Genomic DNA, 13366 nt, shown 5'->3' on the forward strand with positions numbered 1-13366 from the left:
AAAGACCACAACAAAACGTCATCATCCCGAAAAAGAAAAAACCCGCCGAAAATATCGACGGGTTTGTCAGCGGTCTGAGCCGCCGGATCACTCCGGCGGCTTTTTTTACGTCATCAGACCGCAGCCCTGATGCGCGAGGCGATTTCCTGAACCGCCGCATCGCCTTCATGGTCGGGCTTGCGGGCACGCACGAAGCAGGCTTCCGAACGGACGATGATGCCGTCCGAGAGGATTTTCAGGTGGTTGGCCTTCAGCGTCGAACCGGTTGAAGTAATATCGACGATGATATCCGCCTGCCCCGCCGCCGGCGCACCCTCGGTCGCGCCGAGGCTTTCAACGATACGATACAGCTGAATGCCGTGCTGGCGCGAAAAGAACTGCTGCGTCAGCCGCCAATATTTGGTGGCAATGGCGAGCCTTCGGCCATGACGGGCGCGGAATTCGGACGCCACATCGCCAAGATCGGCCATGCTGTCCACATCGAGCCAGATTTCAGGCACGGCGACAACGACATCCGCATGACCGAAACCGAGACGGGCGCAGAATTCCACCTGCGCGTCGGCATTGGTCAGCCCCTCGCGTACAAGGTCCTCACCCGTCACGCCGAAATCCACCGTGCCGGCACCAATCTCGCGGGCGATCTCGGAGGCCGACAGATAGGCGATCTCGATATCGTCGCGCCCTTCAATGCGGCCGCGATAGGAGCGGTCGTTACCGACCGACGCAACCTTCAACCCGGCGCGTTCCAGAACGGCGGACGCGTCTTCCTTCATCCGGCCCTTGGAGGGCAATGCGATGGTGATCATGGCTTGTCGCTCCCGCGCACCGTCTCGATGCGATCCAGCCAGAGCGAGAAGCCCACGGCCGGTATTTTTTCCTGTGCGCCGAGAAGCGTGAGCAGCCGGTCGTAACGGCCGCCGCCCGCCAGCACGCTGTCGCTGCCAGCCTCCACCACCTCGAAAACAAGGCCGGTATAATAATCGAGCGGGCGGCCAAAGGCAGCGCCATAGGTCACGGTTTCAAGATCGACACCGGCATTGGCAAGGGCCGCAACGCGTTTATCGAAAGCGGAAAGCGCGCCGTCCAGCTTCAGTTTGGCCTTGGCGGCAAAATCGCCAAGGACCTGCGAGGCCCGAGGCAAAGGCGCCTGCAAGGCGAGGAACTGTTTCAGCAACTCGAAACTCTCATCCGGCAGGCGCGTCGCCGCAAGCGCGAGCTTCTCCCGCAGACGGCGGGCAATTTCGAGCGGTGAGCGGCTGGAATTGGTGGAATAGCCGGTTTCCTGCATCACCGTGTCGAGATAATCGACCAGCACCGCCTCGTCGCCCGTCGCCAGAAGGCCGGCGACCCGCGCGTCGAGGCCGGTCATTGGCTTCGGATGCACAAGGCTTTCCAGCAGCGCGTCCAGCTGCGCCATATCGCCGAAGGCCTGCACCAGCCGCTTCTGCCAGCCGAGCGGCAGGCCAAGCGCTGCAACCACCGCCTCGAATACCTGCTGGTCACCCAGCGTCACCGTAAGCGAACGGCCGGGTAGCAGCCGCTTCAAAATGCCGGTGGCGTCGATCACGGCACGGGCATCGGCAGTGGCAATATCGGTATCGCCGAGATCTTCGATGCCGGCCTGATAGAACTCGCTTGCACCTTCACGGCGCTGGCGGAAGACCTCACCCACATAGGAATAACGCTTCGGCGTACCGGTCGCCGTCTCGATATGGCGCAGGCAGACGGGGATGGTGAATTCGGGGCGCAGGCAGAGGCTTGTCCCCGTCTCGCTCTCCGTCATGAAGATACGGCGGCGCAAATCCTCGCCTGCCATATCCAGAAACGGTTCGGCGGGCTGGATGACGGGCGTGTTCACGCGGCTTGTGCGGCGCGCGGAGAATTCTTCCAGTAGCTCTCCGGCAAATTCCGGCATGTCGATCAGGGGCATGGAACGGTACTTTTCGTCACGGTTCGAGCGGCTGCATCATTTCGATGCGGTTTCCGAAGGGATCATGGACATAAAACCGGTGATACCCTTCCAGCGGCTCATCCTCAACCACATGGCAGCCTGCTGTTTCAAGTGTTTTTCGCAAGCTTGCCAGATCATCGACCAGAAGGGCCGGATGGGCTTTCTTCGCCGGGCGGAAATCCTGCTCGACGCCGAGATGCAGTTTTATCGGGCCGCAGGTGAACCAGCACCCGCCGCGCGCGGCCAGATTGGCGGGCTTTGCCTGCTCCGCAAAACCAAGCAGGCCGCCGTAAAACCGGCGCGCTTCTTCTTCGCGGCCCGCCGGCATTGCCAGTTGAACATGGTCGAGCGCAAGGATCGCCATGGCTTCAGCGCCCTTCGGCGGCGCGGCGAACGTCCTCTGCCTGATGCTCCAGAATCTCGCGGACCTTCGCGACCAGCTCGGCTTCCGGCACGCTGACCTGCGCCACCCGCGCCTCGCGCCAGCTGGCATTGTCCTCGATCTCGCCGGAAAGGCGCTTGCCTTCGATCAGATCCTTGATCTGCACCACGCCCTCGGCGCGCTCGTCACCGCCCTGAATGATGGCGATGGGGGAGCCGAGACGGTCGGCATATTTCAGCTGGTTGCCGAATTTCTTCCAGTTGCCCTGATACATTTCGGCGCGGATGCCCTCGGCGCGCAGCGCCTGGGTAAAGCGCTGGTAACGGCCCATGCTCTCCACATCGCCATCCATGACCGTGACGAGCACCGGGGCGAGCGGCTTGACCTGTCCGAGCTTGCCGAGGTTCTTCAGCGCCGTCATCAGGCGTGAAACGCCGATGGAGATGCCAGTAGCCGGAACCGGCTGGCCCATGAAACGCGAAACGAGACCATCGTAACGACCGCCACCGCCGACCGAGCCGAACACGACCTTTTCGCCCTTTTCATTGTTGACGTCGAAAGTCAGCTCAGCCTCAAAGACCGAACCCGTATAATATTCGAGGCCTCGAACGACGGAAGGGTCGATCTTGATGCGTGTCGCATCATAACCGGCACTGGAGACCAGGGCGCCGATGGTGTTGAGTTCATCAACGCCTTCCTCGCCCTTCGCCGTACCCGCAACCAGTTTTGCAAGATCATCGGCACTATCGGCATAATTCGTGATACCGACGAAAAACAGAACCTTTTCGATCTGCTCGTCACCGAGGCCCGCACCCTTGGTGAAATCACCCGACTCATCCTTGCGGCCGGGACCGAGCAGCAGCTTCACGCCCTCCGGGCCGAACTTGTCGAGTTTGTCGATGGCGCGCAGCACGTTGAGACGACGACCGGCATTGTCCTCACCCCCGAGGCCGATCGCTTCCATGACGCCGTCGAGCACCTTGCGGTTGTTGACGCGGATGACATAGTCGCCGCGGCTGATGCCGAGCGCTTCCATCGTATCGGCCATCATCATGCACATTTCGGCATCGGCCTGCACGCCGGAGGCGCCCACCGTATCGGCATCGAACTGCATGAACTGCCGGAAGCGGCCGGGGCCTGGCTTTTCATTGCGGAAGACATAACCGGCGCGATAGGTGCGGTAAGGCAGCTGGATTTCGTTGAAATTCTCAGCGACATGACGGGCGAGCGGTGCGGTCAGGTCGTAGCGCAGGCTCATCCATTGGTCGTCGTCATCCTGTAGCGAAAACACGCCTTCGTTCGGACGGTCGCTATCGGGCAGGAATTTTCCGAGCGCATCGGTATATTCGAACAGAGGGGTCTCGATCGGATCGAAACCGTAAAGCTCGTAGACCTTGCGGATTTTCTCGATCATCTCATTGGTGGCATGGATATCGGCAGCAGAACGATCCACGAAGCCGCGCGGCAGGCGGGCTTTCAGTTTCTGAGGCTTTTTTGCTTTTTCGCTCATGATGCCGATCCGATATTTTCCTGAAATTATGCCGGTGTTAAAGCGCGCCGCGCTTTAATTTCTGTTTTTGCGCATGTCTTTATCCCAAAATCGCTGCGCACTTTTGGGAGACATGCTTTAGAGGATGAAGCCCGGTGCGGCAAGCCGCAAAGGCTGCGGTTCTGCTGGCCCCGCAAGGCAAGTGATGATATATGGGATACGTGTATCCCACTTCGGATCGTAAAGGACCTGCCCCCATGAGCAAACAGACGGCTATCCGCCTGCCTGATGAGACCTATGAGCGGCTGAAGGCCCTGTCTGAGCGCACGGGCCGCACATCCGCTTACTATATCCGCGAGGCGATCGAGAAACATATCGAGGATATGGAAGACCTCTATCTTGCTGAGGAGGCGACGCGCCGCATTCAGAACGGTGAATCGAAGGTAATAAGCGCCGAGGAGTTCTGGCGTGATCTGGACAATTGAATATCACACGCTTGTCCAGAAAGAGATGCGCAAAATAAACCCGGAAGTGCGCCGGCGTATCCGCAGCTTTCTCCATGAAAGGCTGGCGGCGCTGGACGACCCGCGCCAAACCGGCGTGGCCCTACAGGGTTCCGAACTCGGAAACTACTGGCGTTACCGGGTGGGCGATTACCGCATCATCTGCGATATACAGGACCACAAGCTGGTCGTTCTGGTGGTCGAAATCGGCCATCGCCGTGAAATTTACCGTTAGGCATTCATGATCCTCGAAGCCCTGCAATATGCCGCCACCCGCGCGGTCACGCCGAAAGAATTCCGGCCGCATGTCCGCTATTCCGTCAACCTCTGGGCGCGCGCCAATCGGTGCGCGAAAGCCTGGGCGGAGCATGAGAACAACAGCCGGCAATTCGTGCTGCAAGCGGCGAGAAAGCTGAAGCAGCGACGGACGGCAGTCGTTCTGGGTTCCGGCCTGTTGCGGGATGTACCCCATGATGCGCTGGTAGCGATGTTCGATACCGTCGTTCTGGTCGATCTGGTGCATCTTGCCAGCGTCCAGGCGAAGCTGCGGCTGAACGCCAAAAAGAATGTCCGCATCGCCAATCGCGATCTCTCCGGCTTCGATGATCTCCTGGCGGGCCGGACGGCGGAACCGCTCGATTTCCTGCGGCGGGTGCCCTATCTCGATTTCGTCGTCTCGGCCAACCTCCTGTCGCAGATCGGCACGGGCGCGCAGCATCGGTTGGAACGGGAGAAAATCGCTGCTGCGCCGGATGATCTCTTGCCAAAGCTCATCCATACGCATGTCGATGCACTGGCCGGCCTGCCCTGCAAGGTCTGCCTTGTGACGGATACAGCCTTCGATGTCATCGGCAAGGATGGAAGCGTGCAGCAGCATGAAGACCTGCTGCATGGCATCGAGATTGCCGCGCCTGCTGCCGCATGGGACTGGCCACTAGCCCCCTTCGGGGAGGAAAGCAGGGATTATCGCATCGTGCATCATGTCATTGCGCGGGAAATGACGTGATCATCACGCGCCTTGCGCCTGCGGCCTACAACCCCGCAAGTCCCGCCTTATAATCCTCCGACGCCGCCCGGCTGAGACGCTCCAGCTCCATCGCAGCGCGGCTGGTATGGCGCTCCTTGTGGCGCAGCAGGGCAAAATTGCGTGCCGGCAGATCGATGCCGGCACGAACTAGCAGGCCCTGCCGCAGGAAAAGCGACGCGACGGAAGCGGAGACGGCGGTGGCCGCGCCGCCGGAGCGGGCAGCCATCACCACGGCCTCGTTGGATGGCAATTCCAGCATGACGGAGAGCTCACCCGGATCCACCCCCATCTGCCGTACCGCCGCTTCAAAGGCGGAACGGGTACCGGAGCCCTGCTCACGCAGCACCCAAGATGTGCCGTAAAGCATATCAAGTGCTGTGAGATAACGGCCATCGGCAAAGGGGTGGGCCGAACCGGTGACGACCAGCAGCTTGTCCGACACGACCGGCTGCACCATCAGTGCCGGCTCATCGATCTTGCCTTCGATGAACCCGACCTCCGCCAGACCTTCCAGCACCGCCTCCGTCACCGTCTTGGTATTACCGATATCAAGCCGCACGGTCACGCCGGGATAGAGTTTCTTGAACTGCATCAGGATTGGCGGCAGCCAGTAGCTGGCAATCGTCTGGCTGGCGCAGACGGTAATTTCGCCGCGCGTCAAGCCGCCCATTTCTGAGAGAATCAATTCGGCATTGCGTACACGCGCCAGCGTCGCCTTGGCCTCACCCAGAAAGGCCCGGCCGCTTTCGGTCAATTCAATGTTGCGGCCGACGCGATGGAACAGCTCGACATTATAAAAGGCCTCGAGATTCTTGATGGCGGAACTGACGGCGGACGCCGTGAGGCCGATGGCTTCGGCGGCGCGGGTCAGATGTTCGCGTTCGGCGACGGCGATGAAGATGCGGAGTTGTTCGAAGGTCATGGCGTTTCATTCGATTTTATCGAACGATATATGCCATATTATTTGATAGAATAAAACAGGCGGCTACGTCATTGTCTGCCCATGGCACACCATCGCACCCTCGCTCACCCCTTTCAGTTTTCTCTCCGCTGGCTCAGCCCGCTTCTGCCGGGCATTCTCATCTGCGCGGCGGTCAGCTGTGCCGCCATTCTGGCGGAGCGTTTTCAGGTGCGGATTGCTGGTCACGCCTGGCTTGGCGATCTGGTGCTTGCCATCCTGATCGGCACGCTTTTGCGTTCGCTGGTGTCGCTGCCTTCAGTCGCTTCGGCGGGGATAAAGTTCAGTGCCAAGACGCTGCTTGAAATCGCCGTGGCGCTTCTCGGCGCATCCTTGAGCCTTTCCATTCTCAAAGGCGCTGGCGGCTTGCTGATCGGCGGCATCGCGCTGATCGTGGCGCTGTCGTTGGCTGTGAGCTACGCAGCCGGACGAATGCTGGGTCTACCGCCCAAACTCGCAACCCTTATCGCCTGCGGCAATTCCATCTGCGGCAATTCCGCCATCGCAGCCGCAGCACCCGCCATCGGCGCCAAGCCTGAAGATGTCGCCGCCTCGATTGCTTTTACTGCCGTTCTCGGTGTCGCTGCCGTGCTTTTGATGCCGTTCCTGCCGCAGCTCCTCGGTCTCGACGCCACCCAATACGGCATCTTCGCCGGGCTTACGGTCTATGCCGTGCCGCAGGTTCTGGCCGCCACCGCACCGCTTGGAGCCGTGGCCGTGCAGACGGGCACCATCGTCAAGCTCATCCGCGTGCTGATGCTGGGGCCTGTCATCGCCACTCTCTCCGTCATTCACGGCCAGTCCGGCAAGGGACGCCTGAAGCTGCAGCAGATGGTTCCGTGGTTCATCATCGGCTTCGTGCTGATGATCATGGCACGCTCCTTCGGCCTCATCCCCGAGGTCCTGCTTTCCCCCGTCGCCTCGCTCTCCAACATCCTCACGATCATGTCGATGGCGGCTCTGGGACTATCCGTCGATATTCGCAGCCTTCGACATGCCGGTGGCAAGGTCATCATTGCCGCCAGCCTGTCGCTCGTGCTGCTGGGCGTTCTGAGTTTCGGTCTGATCATGCTGACCCAGGCCGCCTGAGCAAAAGGCGGGGCGTTATTTTCCGGTGCTGATCGTCAAGGTGTAGTGCGCGCCGAGCCCACGGCGCGGCGAACCCAGGATCAGCGTCGGGCGGATCAGCCATTCCGTATCCGCCGTGGGCGTCAGGGTTGCAGTTTTCCCTTGGGAATCGCTGAAGAAGATCGCGTCCTCATCCGGCGTCGAAAAATCGAAGACCGCCATCAGCACGAATTCGCTGGAAGCTGCAAGCTCGATCTTCACCGTCTGCCCAGCCTTCACCTTCATGCGATAGACATCGCCGCGCCCGCGCCGCGTCCAGCCATCCAGCTTCAGCGGTCCCTCCGGCGGCAGGGCCACTTCCTTCAACCTTTCACCGTCATCGAGCCAGATACCGTCGACATTGCGGCCTTCCGCGAAGGAGGCATGCGGCAGGGCGGCGACGGCCAGGGTGAGAGCCAGAAGAAGGGAGGTTACCTTCATGGACGTACAAACTCCCGCCGCATGGCCTCAATCGGCTGGCGGCAATGACAGCCTTCGATATGGTCGTTGACCATACCCATGGCCTGCATGAATGCATAGACGGTCGTCGGGCCGACAAAGGTCCAGCCCCGTTTCTTTAAATCCTTGGAAAGGCGGATGGAGGCGGCGCTGGTGGGGTTGGCCCTTAAAGTCGCATAGTCCAGCCTTTGCGGCCTTTCTGCGGCGGCCGGTTCGAAACCCCAGAAATAACGGGCGAGCGAACCGAATTCATCGCGCAGCGCCATGGCGCGGCGGGCATTGTTGATGGTCGAAACGATCTTGCCGCGATGGCGGATGATGCCCTTGTCGGCAAGGCAGCGCTCGATATCGGCGTCACCGAATTCCGCCACCTTTTCGAATTCGAAATTGGCGAAAGCGAGACGGAAAGCCTCGCGCTTGCGCAGAACGGTCAGCCAGGAAAGGCCGGACTGGAAACCTTCCAGGCAAATCTTCTCGAAAAGGCGGCGATCGTCGGTGACGGGATAACCCCATTCCTCGTCGTGGTAACGGCTGTAATCCGCAAGCCCCTGCTGCCAGAAACACCGCACCAGGCCATCCGCGCCCGTTTCAAGTCCCGCTTCATTCATTCCGCAATCACCCTTCTCACTCCAGCCCGCGACCGGTTCAGACCGCGCACTTACCACTCATTCACCACGTTTCAAAACCGGGTGCTAACCTTAAATACAGCTTTCCCTAATCAAGCGCTTTTTAATGAGCCGCCATTTACGATTCGCTGGCGTCGAGGTGCGAACCTGTCCGGCAAAGCGGGCGAACAGCCCCGCAAATCCATAGTTGCGACATCCCGCAGAGAGAGTCCACCCGATGACGATAAAGTCCGTTTTTCTGGCGCTGAGCCTCGTTTCCACCTTTGCCGTTCCGGCCGCCATGGCCAATGAGCGTTATCGCGAGCGTCCGCCCATTGTCGTCAGCCCCGATCTTTCCGCCCCCTGGGTCACCCAGCTCGGCGGTCGCGGCAATGTTCGCCCCGTGGTTTATCCGCGCGCCCCTGCCGCACGCCAGCCGTTCTTCCAGCGGCGTCAGGCCGCCATACCGCAGCGCCCCAGCTCCGGCGTCACATCGCAGCGCCCGGCAAGGGTGCAGAATGCCGCAGTACGCCCCAACGCGCCGGTGCGCACCCAGATCGCACCGCAATTCCTGCCGCAGATCGTCACCTATACGACCAGTGAAAAACCCGGGACCATCGTCATCGATACGCCGAACCGTTTCCTTTATCTCGTTCTCGCCGATGGCAAGGCCCGGCGGTACGGCGTCGGTGTCGGCAAGCCCGGTTTCGAATGGGCAGGCACCCACAAGGTGACCCGCAAGGCGGAATGGCCGAGCTGGACCCCGCCGAAGGAAATGATCACCCGCGAGGCGAGGAAGGGACATTACCTGCCGGCCTTCATGGAAGGCGGCCCGGCGAACCCGATGGGGGCGCGCGCCATGTATCTCGGCTCGACGCTTTACCGCATCCACGGCACCAACCAACCCTGGACAATCGGCAGCAACAATTCCTCCGGCTGCATCCGCATGCGCAACGAGGATGTCACCGATCTCTATGAACGCGTGAATGTGGGCACCAAGGTCATAGTGATATGATGGCAACGGCACCGCTAATACGTAGGCTTATATTCGGCGTGGCGGCGCATCGCGCTTGAATTGACGTCCCGCAGCGGTACAATCGGCGCTAGATTGATTGAAGGAGACTTGGCGGGGGACGCCAGGCGCCGGACCTCTCTCACAAAGATGACGGAACGGCCTTGAAACGGGTGGTCAACTGACCGCCCGTTTTTCGTTTCTGTCATTCAAATGTTATCAAAAAACGGTTTGGTGAATTACTGATATCAATCTGGATTCACTTCATGCCGCGCCATACTTCATTTGTTTGCGCCCTGCTCTTCAGCGGCGTTTCCTTCTCTGCCGCAATCGCGGGCGAATTTGAAATTTCCGGTTATGGCGGCTGGCAAAGCGCGCCGCACAGCGATGTGACGGTTTCCGACGGGCCTGATTTCCGGGCCGGGTGGGAAGGCAAGTCGTTTTCCAATCCACCCTATTGGGGCTTGCGCGGCACCTACTGGTTCGATGAGGGCCAGCTCCGGAATTTCGGCATCTCGCTCGATTTCACCCATGACAAGGTCTATGCCGACGACGAGACGCTTGCCCGTTCCGGCTGGTCGCATTTCGAATTCACCGACGGCCTGAACCTTTTGACGCTGAATGCGCTCTATCGCTTCCCGCTGGAATCCCTGCCGATCACCCCTTATGTGGGTGCCGGCGTCGGCATCAACGTGCCGCATGTGGAAGTGTATCGCCCGTCAGGCAGGACCTTCGAATACCAGTTCGGCGGCGCAACCCTGCAGGCGCAGGCCGGCCTCAGCTACCGCATCACCGACAACTGGTCGACCTTCGTGGAATATAAGGGCACCTATTCCTTCGTCGACGTCGATATCGACAATGGCGGCTCGTTGAAGACCGATATCATCACCAATGCGGTGAATTTCGGCGTGGCGTATAAGTTCTAGCTCTCTTCCGTCATTCATGTGCTTGTCACAGGAATCCAGCCGACGCGCGTCTGCGCGGCGGGGAGAGTCCTTCAAGCCCAAGACTTGGGCTGGCTGGATCCCTGTGACAAGCACAGGGATGAGGAGAGAACAAAGAAAACCCTCACGACCCAATCTTTGCGGCACACGTCATGGCGCGCTGGATCACTGCCTTATCGGCACACGGCGTTCTAAACCGAAAGCCTCGCCGGTTTCGGCCCGCCATAGGCCCAGTCCAGCAGCTCCACCGTGTGCAGGATCGGCATATCCGTGCCGGTTCCGATCTGCGTGATGCAGCCGATATTGCCTGTCGCGATGACATCCGCCCGTGTGGCCTCGATGTTCTTCACCTTGCGCGCCTTCAGCGTGGCGGAAATCTCCGGCTGCAGAATGTTGTAGGTTCCGGCCGAGCCGCAGCAGAGATGCCCTTCCGCCGGATCGCGCACGGTGAAACCCGCCGCCTTCAGCAATTGTTTTGGGGCGAGCGTTATTTTCTGGCCGTGCTGCATGGAGCAGGCGGAATGATAGGCCACCGTCAGACCCTGGTTCTGCTTTTGCGGCAGATCGAGGGTGGCGAGATATTCGGTGATGTCCTTCGCCAAAGCCGAGACCCGCGCGGCTTTTTCGGCATAGGCCGGATCGAGCCGCAGCATATGGCCGTAATCCTTGATGGTGGTGCCGCAGCCGGAAGCGGTGATGATGATGGCGTCGAGACCGCCGCGTTCCATCTCGCGCGTCCAGACGTCAACGTTGCGCCTTGCGGAGGTGAGCGCCTCTTCCTCGCGCCCCATATGATGCACGAGAGAACCGCAGCAGCCCTCCCCCTTCGGCACCACGACCTCAATGCCGAGCCGCGCCAGCAGGCGCAACGTCGCCTCGTTGATGCCGGGATCGAGCACCGGCTGGGCGCAGCCGGTGAGGATTGCCACGCGTCCACGTTTCTCGCCTTCGGCCGGCCGCTCTCCCGGACGGGTCGATGCGGAGGCCGCAGGCACGGCGACGGGGGCGAGAGCGAGCATGGATTGCAGCGGCTTCAGCGCCGGAACCTTGGCAAGCAGACCGGAGAAAGGCCGCGCCAGCCGGGCCAGATGCAGGGCCAGCCGGAAACGGGCTGGATGGGGCAGGACGGCAACCAGAAGATTACGGATCAGCCGATCCCTGAAGGGGCGCTTGTATGTCTGTTCGATATGGGCGCGAGCATGATCGACCAGATGCATGTAATCCACGCCGGAGGGACAGGTGGTGGTGCAGGCAAGGCAGGAAAGACAGCGGTCGATATGGGTGACGACCTCGCGGTCGGCCGGGCGACTGTTTTCCAGCATGTCCTTGATGAGGTAGATGCGGCCGCGCGGACTGTCCAGCTCGTTGCCGAGCGTGACATAGGTGGGACAGGTGGCGGTGCAGAAGCCGCAATGCACACATTTGCGCAGGATTTTTTCGGATTCCGCCACATGCGGATCGGCCAGTTGTTCTGATGTGAATGATGTTTGCATGGTTCAGACGGCCCCTTCCATCGTTACGGCCATCTTGCCGGGATTGAAGATGCCCGCCGGATCGAGCTTCTCCCTGATACGCGCAGAAAGCAGCGCTTCCGCCGCCGGGCGCGGTTCGAAGGCCGCGACCGTGGCGCGCGCCGCATCACTTGCCCTCACCAAAGTCGCGTGGCCGCCGCCAAGCGCCCGGATCGCGCCCCGCAGCAAATCCGCCTCGGGGTCCGCCTCCATCTGCATCCAGACAAGGCCGCCCTGCCAGTCGTAAAAGGCGTCTATGCCCGCCTCCATGCGCAGCGCCGCAACAAGCTGATGCCCCACCGAAGGCGCGACCGATACTTTCCACAAGGGCTTCGCCGCCCGCCCGGCATAGGGTGCGACATCGCGCACCTGACGCCACAAAAGCCTGCTCTCCTCGGCCTCCAGCAGCGCCCACGGCCCGACCCGGTCCATGACGGAAAGGAGTTTGGCCGTGCGCGCCTCCACCGAAGCCGCAAGGCCTTCCAGACGCAGAATGGTCGCCGGGCCGTCCGGCAATCCGCCATCGATGAAACGGGAACGAACGCTTTCCGGCAGATGCGCCGCGCCGGAAACCTCGACGCTCATCGCCATCGCCGCCGCCATGATGCGCGTCGCCGCTTCATCGTCGAGACCGGAAACGACGACGGTTTTTTCCACCGGCGGTTTCGGCAGCACGCGGAATGTGACTTCGGTGAGGAAACCGAGCGTGCCGAAAGACCCAGCCAGGAATTTCGAAAGATCAAGCCCGGTGACATTCTTCATCACCCGGCCGCCGGCCTTGATGACCTCACCGCTGCCATTGACGAAACGGATACCCAGCAGGCTGTCGCGGGCCGCACCGGCCACATAACGGCGCGGGCCGGAAACATTGGCGGCGAAGACGCCACCAATGGTCGGCTCACCTTCGGTGCCCATGATCGGGCGGTGATCCATCGGCTCGAAGGCCATCATCTGGCGGTTTTCAGTGAGAGCCGCCTCGACGGTGGCGAGCGGGGTGCCGGCCCTGACGGTCATGACCATTTCGGCGGGCAGATAGGAAACGATGCCGTTCATCGCGCGGGAAGAGAGTGCTTCATCTGCCGTGACAGCATTGCCGAAACCGGAGCGGGTGTTGCCGCCGATGATTTTCAGTGCGGATTTTCGCGCGGCGTGGTCGCGGATGATGTCGGCGACCTGGGTTTCTGCATAGGGGGTCAGCATGGGGCGGCGGGCTCCGGGCATGGGACAGCGACGTTTGCGCGAGGGGCACCCCCCTCTGCCCTGCCGGGCATCTCCCCCTCAAGGGGAGAGATAGATATGCCGCACTCGCTCGTTCCATGGGCGGTGTGTTCTCCGCTTGCCGATCTCCCCCCTTGAGGGGGAGATGCCCGGCAGGGCAGAGGGGGGTAAGCCACACCCGCAAGCGTCACAAATCTCAC

At 61.1% G+C, this 13366-nt stretch carries 15 protein-coding genes; 6 read left to right on the top strand and 9 right to left on the bottom strand.

Translation table 11 applies throughout. The features are described from left to right. Window positions 1-113: 113 nt before the first annotated feature. The 4 genes from hisG to hisS are packed head-to-tail and all read right to left on the bottom strand — an operon-like array spanning window position 114 to window position 3843. Window positions 114-806 (bottom strand): ATP phosphoribosyltransferase, encoded by a 693-nt coding sequence (hisG, locus tag BS627_RS11170; protein ID WP_077983305.1) that lies wholly within the window; start codon window positions 804-806, stop codon window positions 114-116. Then, on the bottom strand, window positions 803-1930 hold the full coding sequence (locus BS627_RS11175; protein ID WP_077983306.1) for an ATP phosphoribosyltransferase regulatory subunit: 1128 nt from the start codon (window positions 1928-1930) through the stop codon (window positions 803-805). Before BS627_RS11175 ends, hisG begins: the two co-directional genes overlap by 4 nt. Before the next feature lie 16 nt (window positions 1931-1946). Next, window positions 1947-2315, bottom strand: coding sequence for a VOC family protein (locus BS627_RS11180; RefSeq protein ID WP_077983307.1), 369 nt, complete (start codon window positions 2313-2315; stop codon window positions 1947-1949). Window positions 2316-2319: 4 nt separating this feature from the next. Beyond that, a complete protein-coding gene (gene hisS, locus BS627_RS11185) occupies window positions 2320-3843 on the bottom strand; it encodes a histidine--tRNA ligase (protein WP_077983308.1) in 1524 nt (507 codons plus the stop codon). 236 nt (window positions 3844-4079) lie between these two features. Here hisS and relB point away from each other — a divergent pair, with 236 nt between their 5' ends. From relB to BS627_RS11200, 3 genes are read left to right on the top strand one after another with little or no spacing between them, the layout of a single operon-like run. Then, complete coding sequence (gene relB / locus BS627_RS11190) at window positions 4080-4307, top strand: type II toxin-antitoxin system RelB family antitoxin (protein WP_077983309.1); 228 nt, start codon at window positions 4080-4082, stop codon at window positions 4305-4307. Further along, the gene (locus BS627_RS11195) at window positions 4291-4560 is read left to right on the top strand and encodes a type II toxin-antitoxin system RelE family toxin (RefSeq protein WP_077983311.1); all 270 of its coding nucleotides are present in this window, start codon (window positions 4291-4293) and stop codon (window positions 4558-4560) included. The genes relB and BS627_RS11195 overlap by 17 nt, the downstream gene beginning before the upstream one ends. A 6-nt stretch (window positions 4561-4566) precedes the next feature. Then, window positions 4567-5331 (top strand): hypothetical protein, encoded by a 765-nt coding sequence (locus BS627_RS11200; RefSeq protein ID WP_077983312.1) that lies wholly within the window; start codon window positions 4567-4569, stop codon window positions 5329-5331. Window positions 5332-5356: 25 nt separating this feature from the next. On the opposite strand, the gene BS627_RS11205 is transcribed toward BS627_RS11200, so the two are convergent. Continuing rightward, window positions 5357-6274, bottom strand: a complete 918-nt coding sequence (locus BS627_RS11205) for a LysR substrate-binding domain-containing protein (protein ID WP_077983313.1) — start codon at window positions 6272-6274, stop codon at window positions 5357-5359. Between the two features lie 81 nt (window positions 6275-6355). Here BS627_RS11205 and BS627_RS11210 point away from each other — a divergent pair, with 81 nt between their 5' ends. Then, window positions 6356-7399 (top strand): YeiH family protein, encoded by a 1044-nt coding sequence (locus BS627_RS11210; RefSeq protein ID WP_089153242.1) that lies wholly within the window; start codon window positions 6356-6358, stop codon window positions 7397-7399. 15 nt (window positions 7400-7414) lie between these two features. Here the strand turns inward: BS627_RS11210 and BS627_RS11215 are convergent, their stop codons facing one another. Together BS627_RS11215 and BS627_RS11220 are read right to left on the bottom strand one after the other, a co-directional pair. Beyond that, entirely contained in the window at window positions 7415-7858 is a 444-nt protein-coding gene (locus BS627_RS11215; protein WP_077983314.1) for a hypothetical protein, read from the bottom strand. Next, complete coding sequence (locus tag BS627_RS11220; RefSeq protein WP_077983316.1) at window positions 7855-8484, bottom strand: DNA-3-methyladenine glycosylase I; 630 nt, start codon at window positions 8482-8484, stop codon at window positions 7855-7857. Before BS627_RS11220 ends, BS627_RS11215 begins: the two co-directional genes overlap by 4 nt. Before the next feature lie 235 nt (window positions 8485-8719). Between BS627_RS11220 and BS627_RS11225 the strand changes: the two genes are divergently transcribed. After that, window positions 8720-9496: a L,D-transpeptidase gene (locus BS627_RS11225; protein ID WP_077983317.1), complete on the top strand. Its 777-nt coding sequence runs from the start codon at window positions 8720-8722 to the stop codon at window positions 9494-9496. 263 nt (window positions 9497-9759) lie between these two features. Then, window positions 9760-10419 carry an outer membrane beta-barrel protein gene (locus BS627_RS11230; protein ID WP_077983318.1) on the top strand — a complete coding sequence of 220 codons (660 nt, stop codon included), beginning with the start codon at window positions 9760-9762 and terminating at the stop codon, window positions 10417-10419. A 209-nt stretch (window positions 10420-10628) separates the two neighbouring features. Here BS627_RS11230 and glcF read toward each other — a convergent pair whose 3' ends face one another. Both glcF and glcE read right to left on the bottom strand, forming a co-directional pair. Further along, window positions 10629-11930: a glycolate oxidase subunit GlcF gene (glcF, locus tag BS627_RS11240; protein ID WP_077983319.1), complete on the bottom strand. Its 1302-nt coding sequence runs from the start codon at window positions 11928-11930 to the stop codon at window positions 10629-10631. Between the two features lie 3 nt (window positions 11931-11933). Then, complete coding sequence (gene glcE, locus BS627_RS11245) at window positions 11934-13148, bottom strand: glycolate oxidase subunit GlcE (RefSeq protein WP_077983320.1); 1215 nt, start codon at window positions 13146-13148, stop codon at window positions 11934-11936. Window positions 13149-13366: the final 218 nt, after the last annotated feature.

Source organism: Agrobacterium salinitolerans (genome assembly GCF_002008225.1).
GTDB classification, from domain to species: Bacteria; Pseudomonadota; Alphaproteobacteria; order Rhizobiales; family Rhizobiaceae; genus Agrobacterium; species Agrobacterium salinitolerans.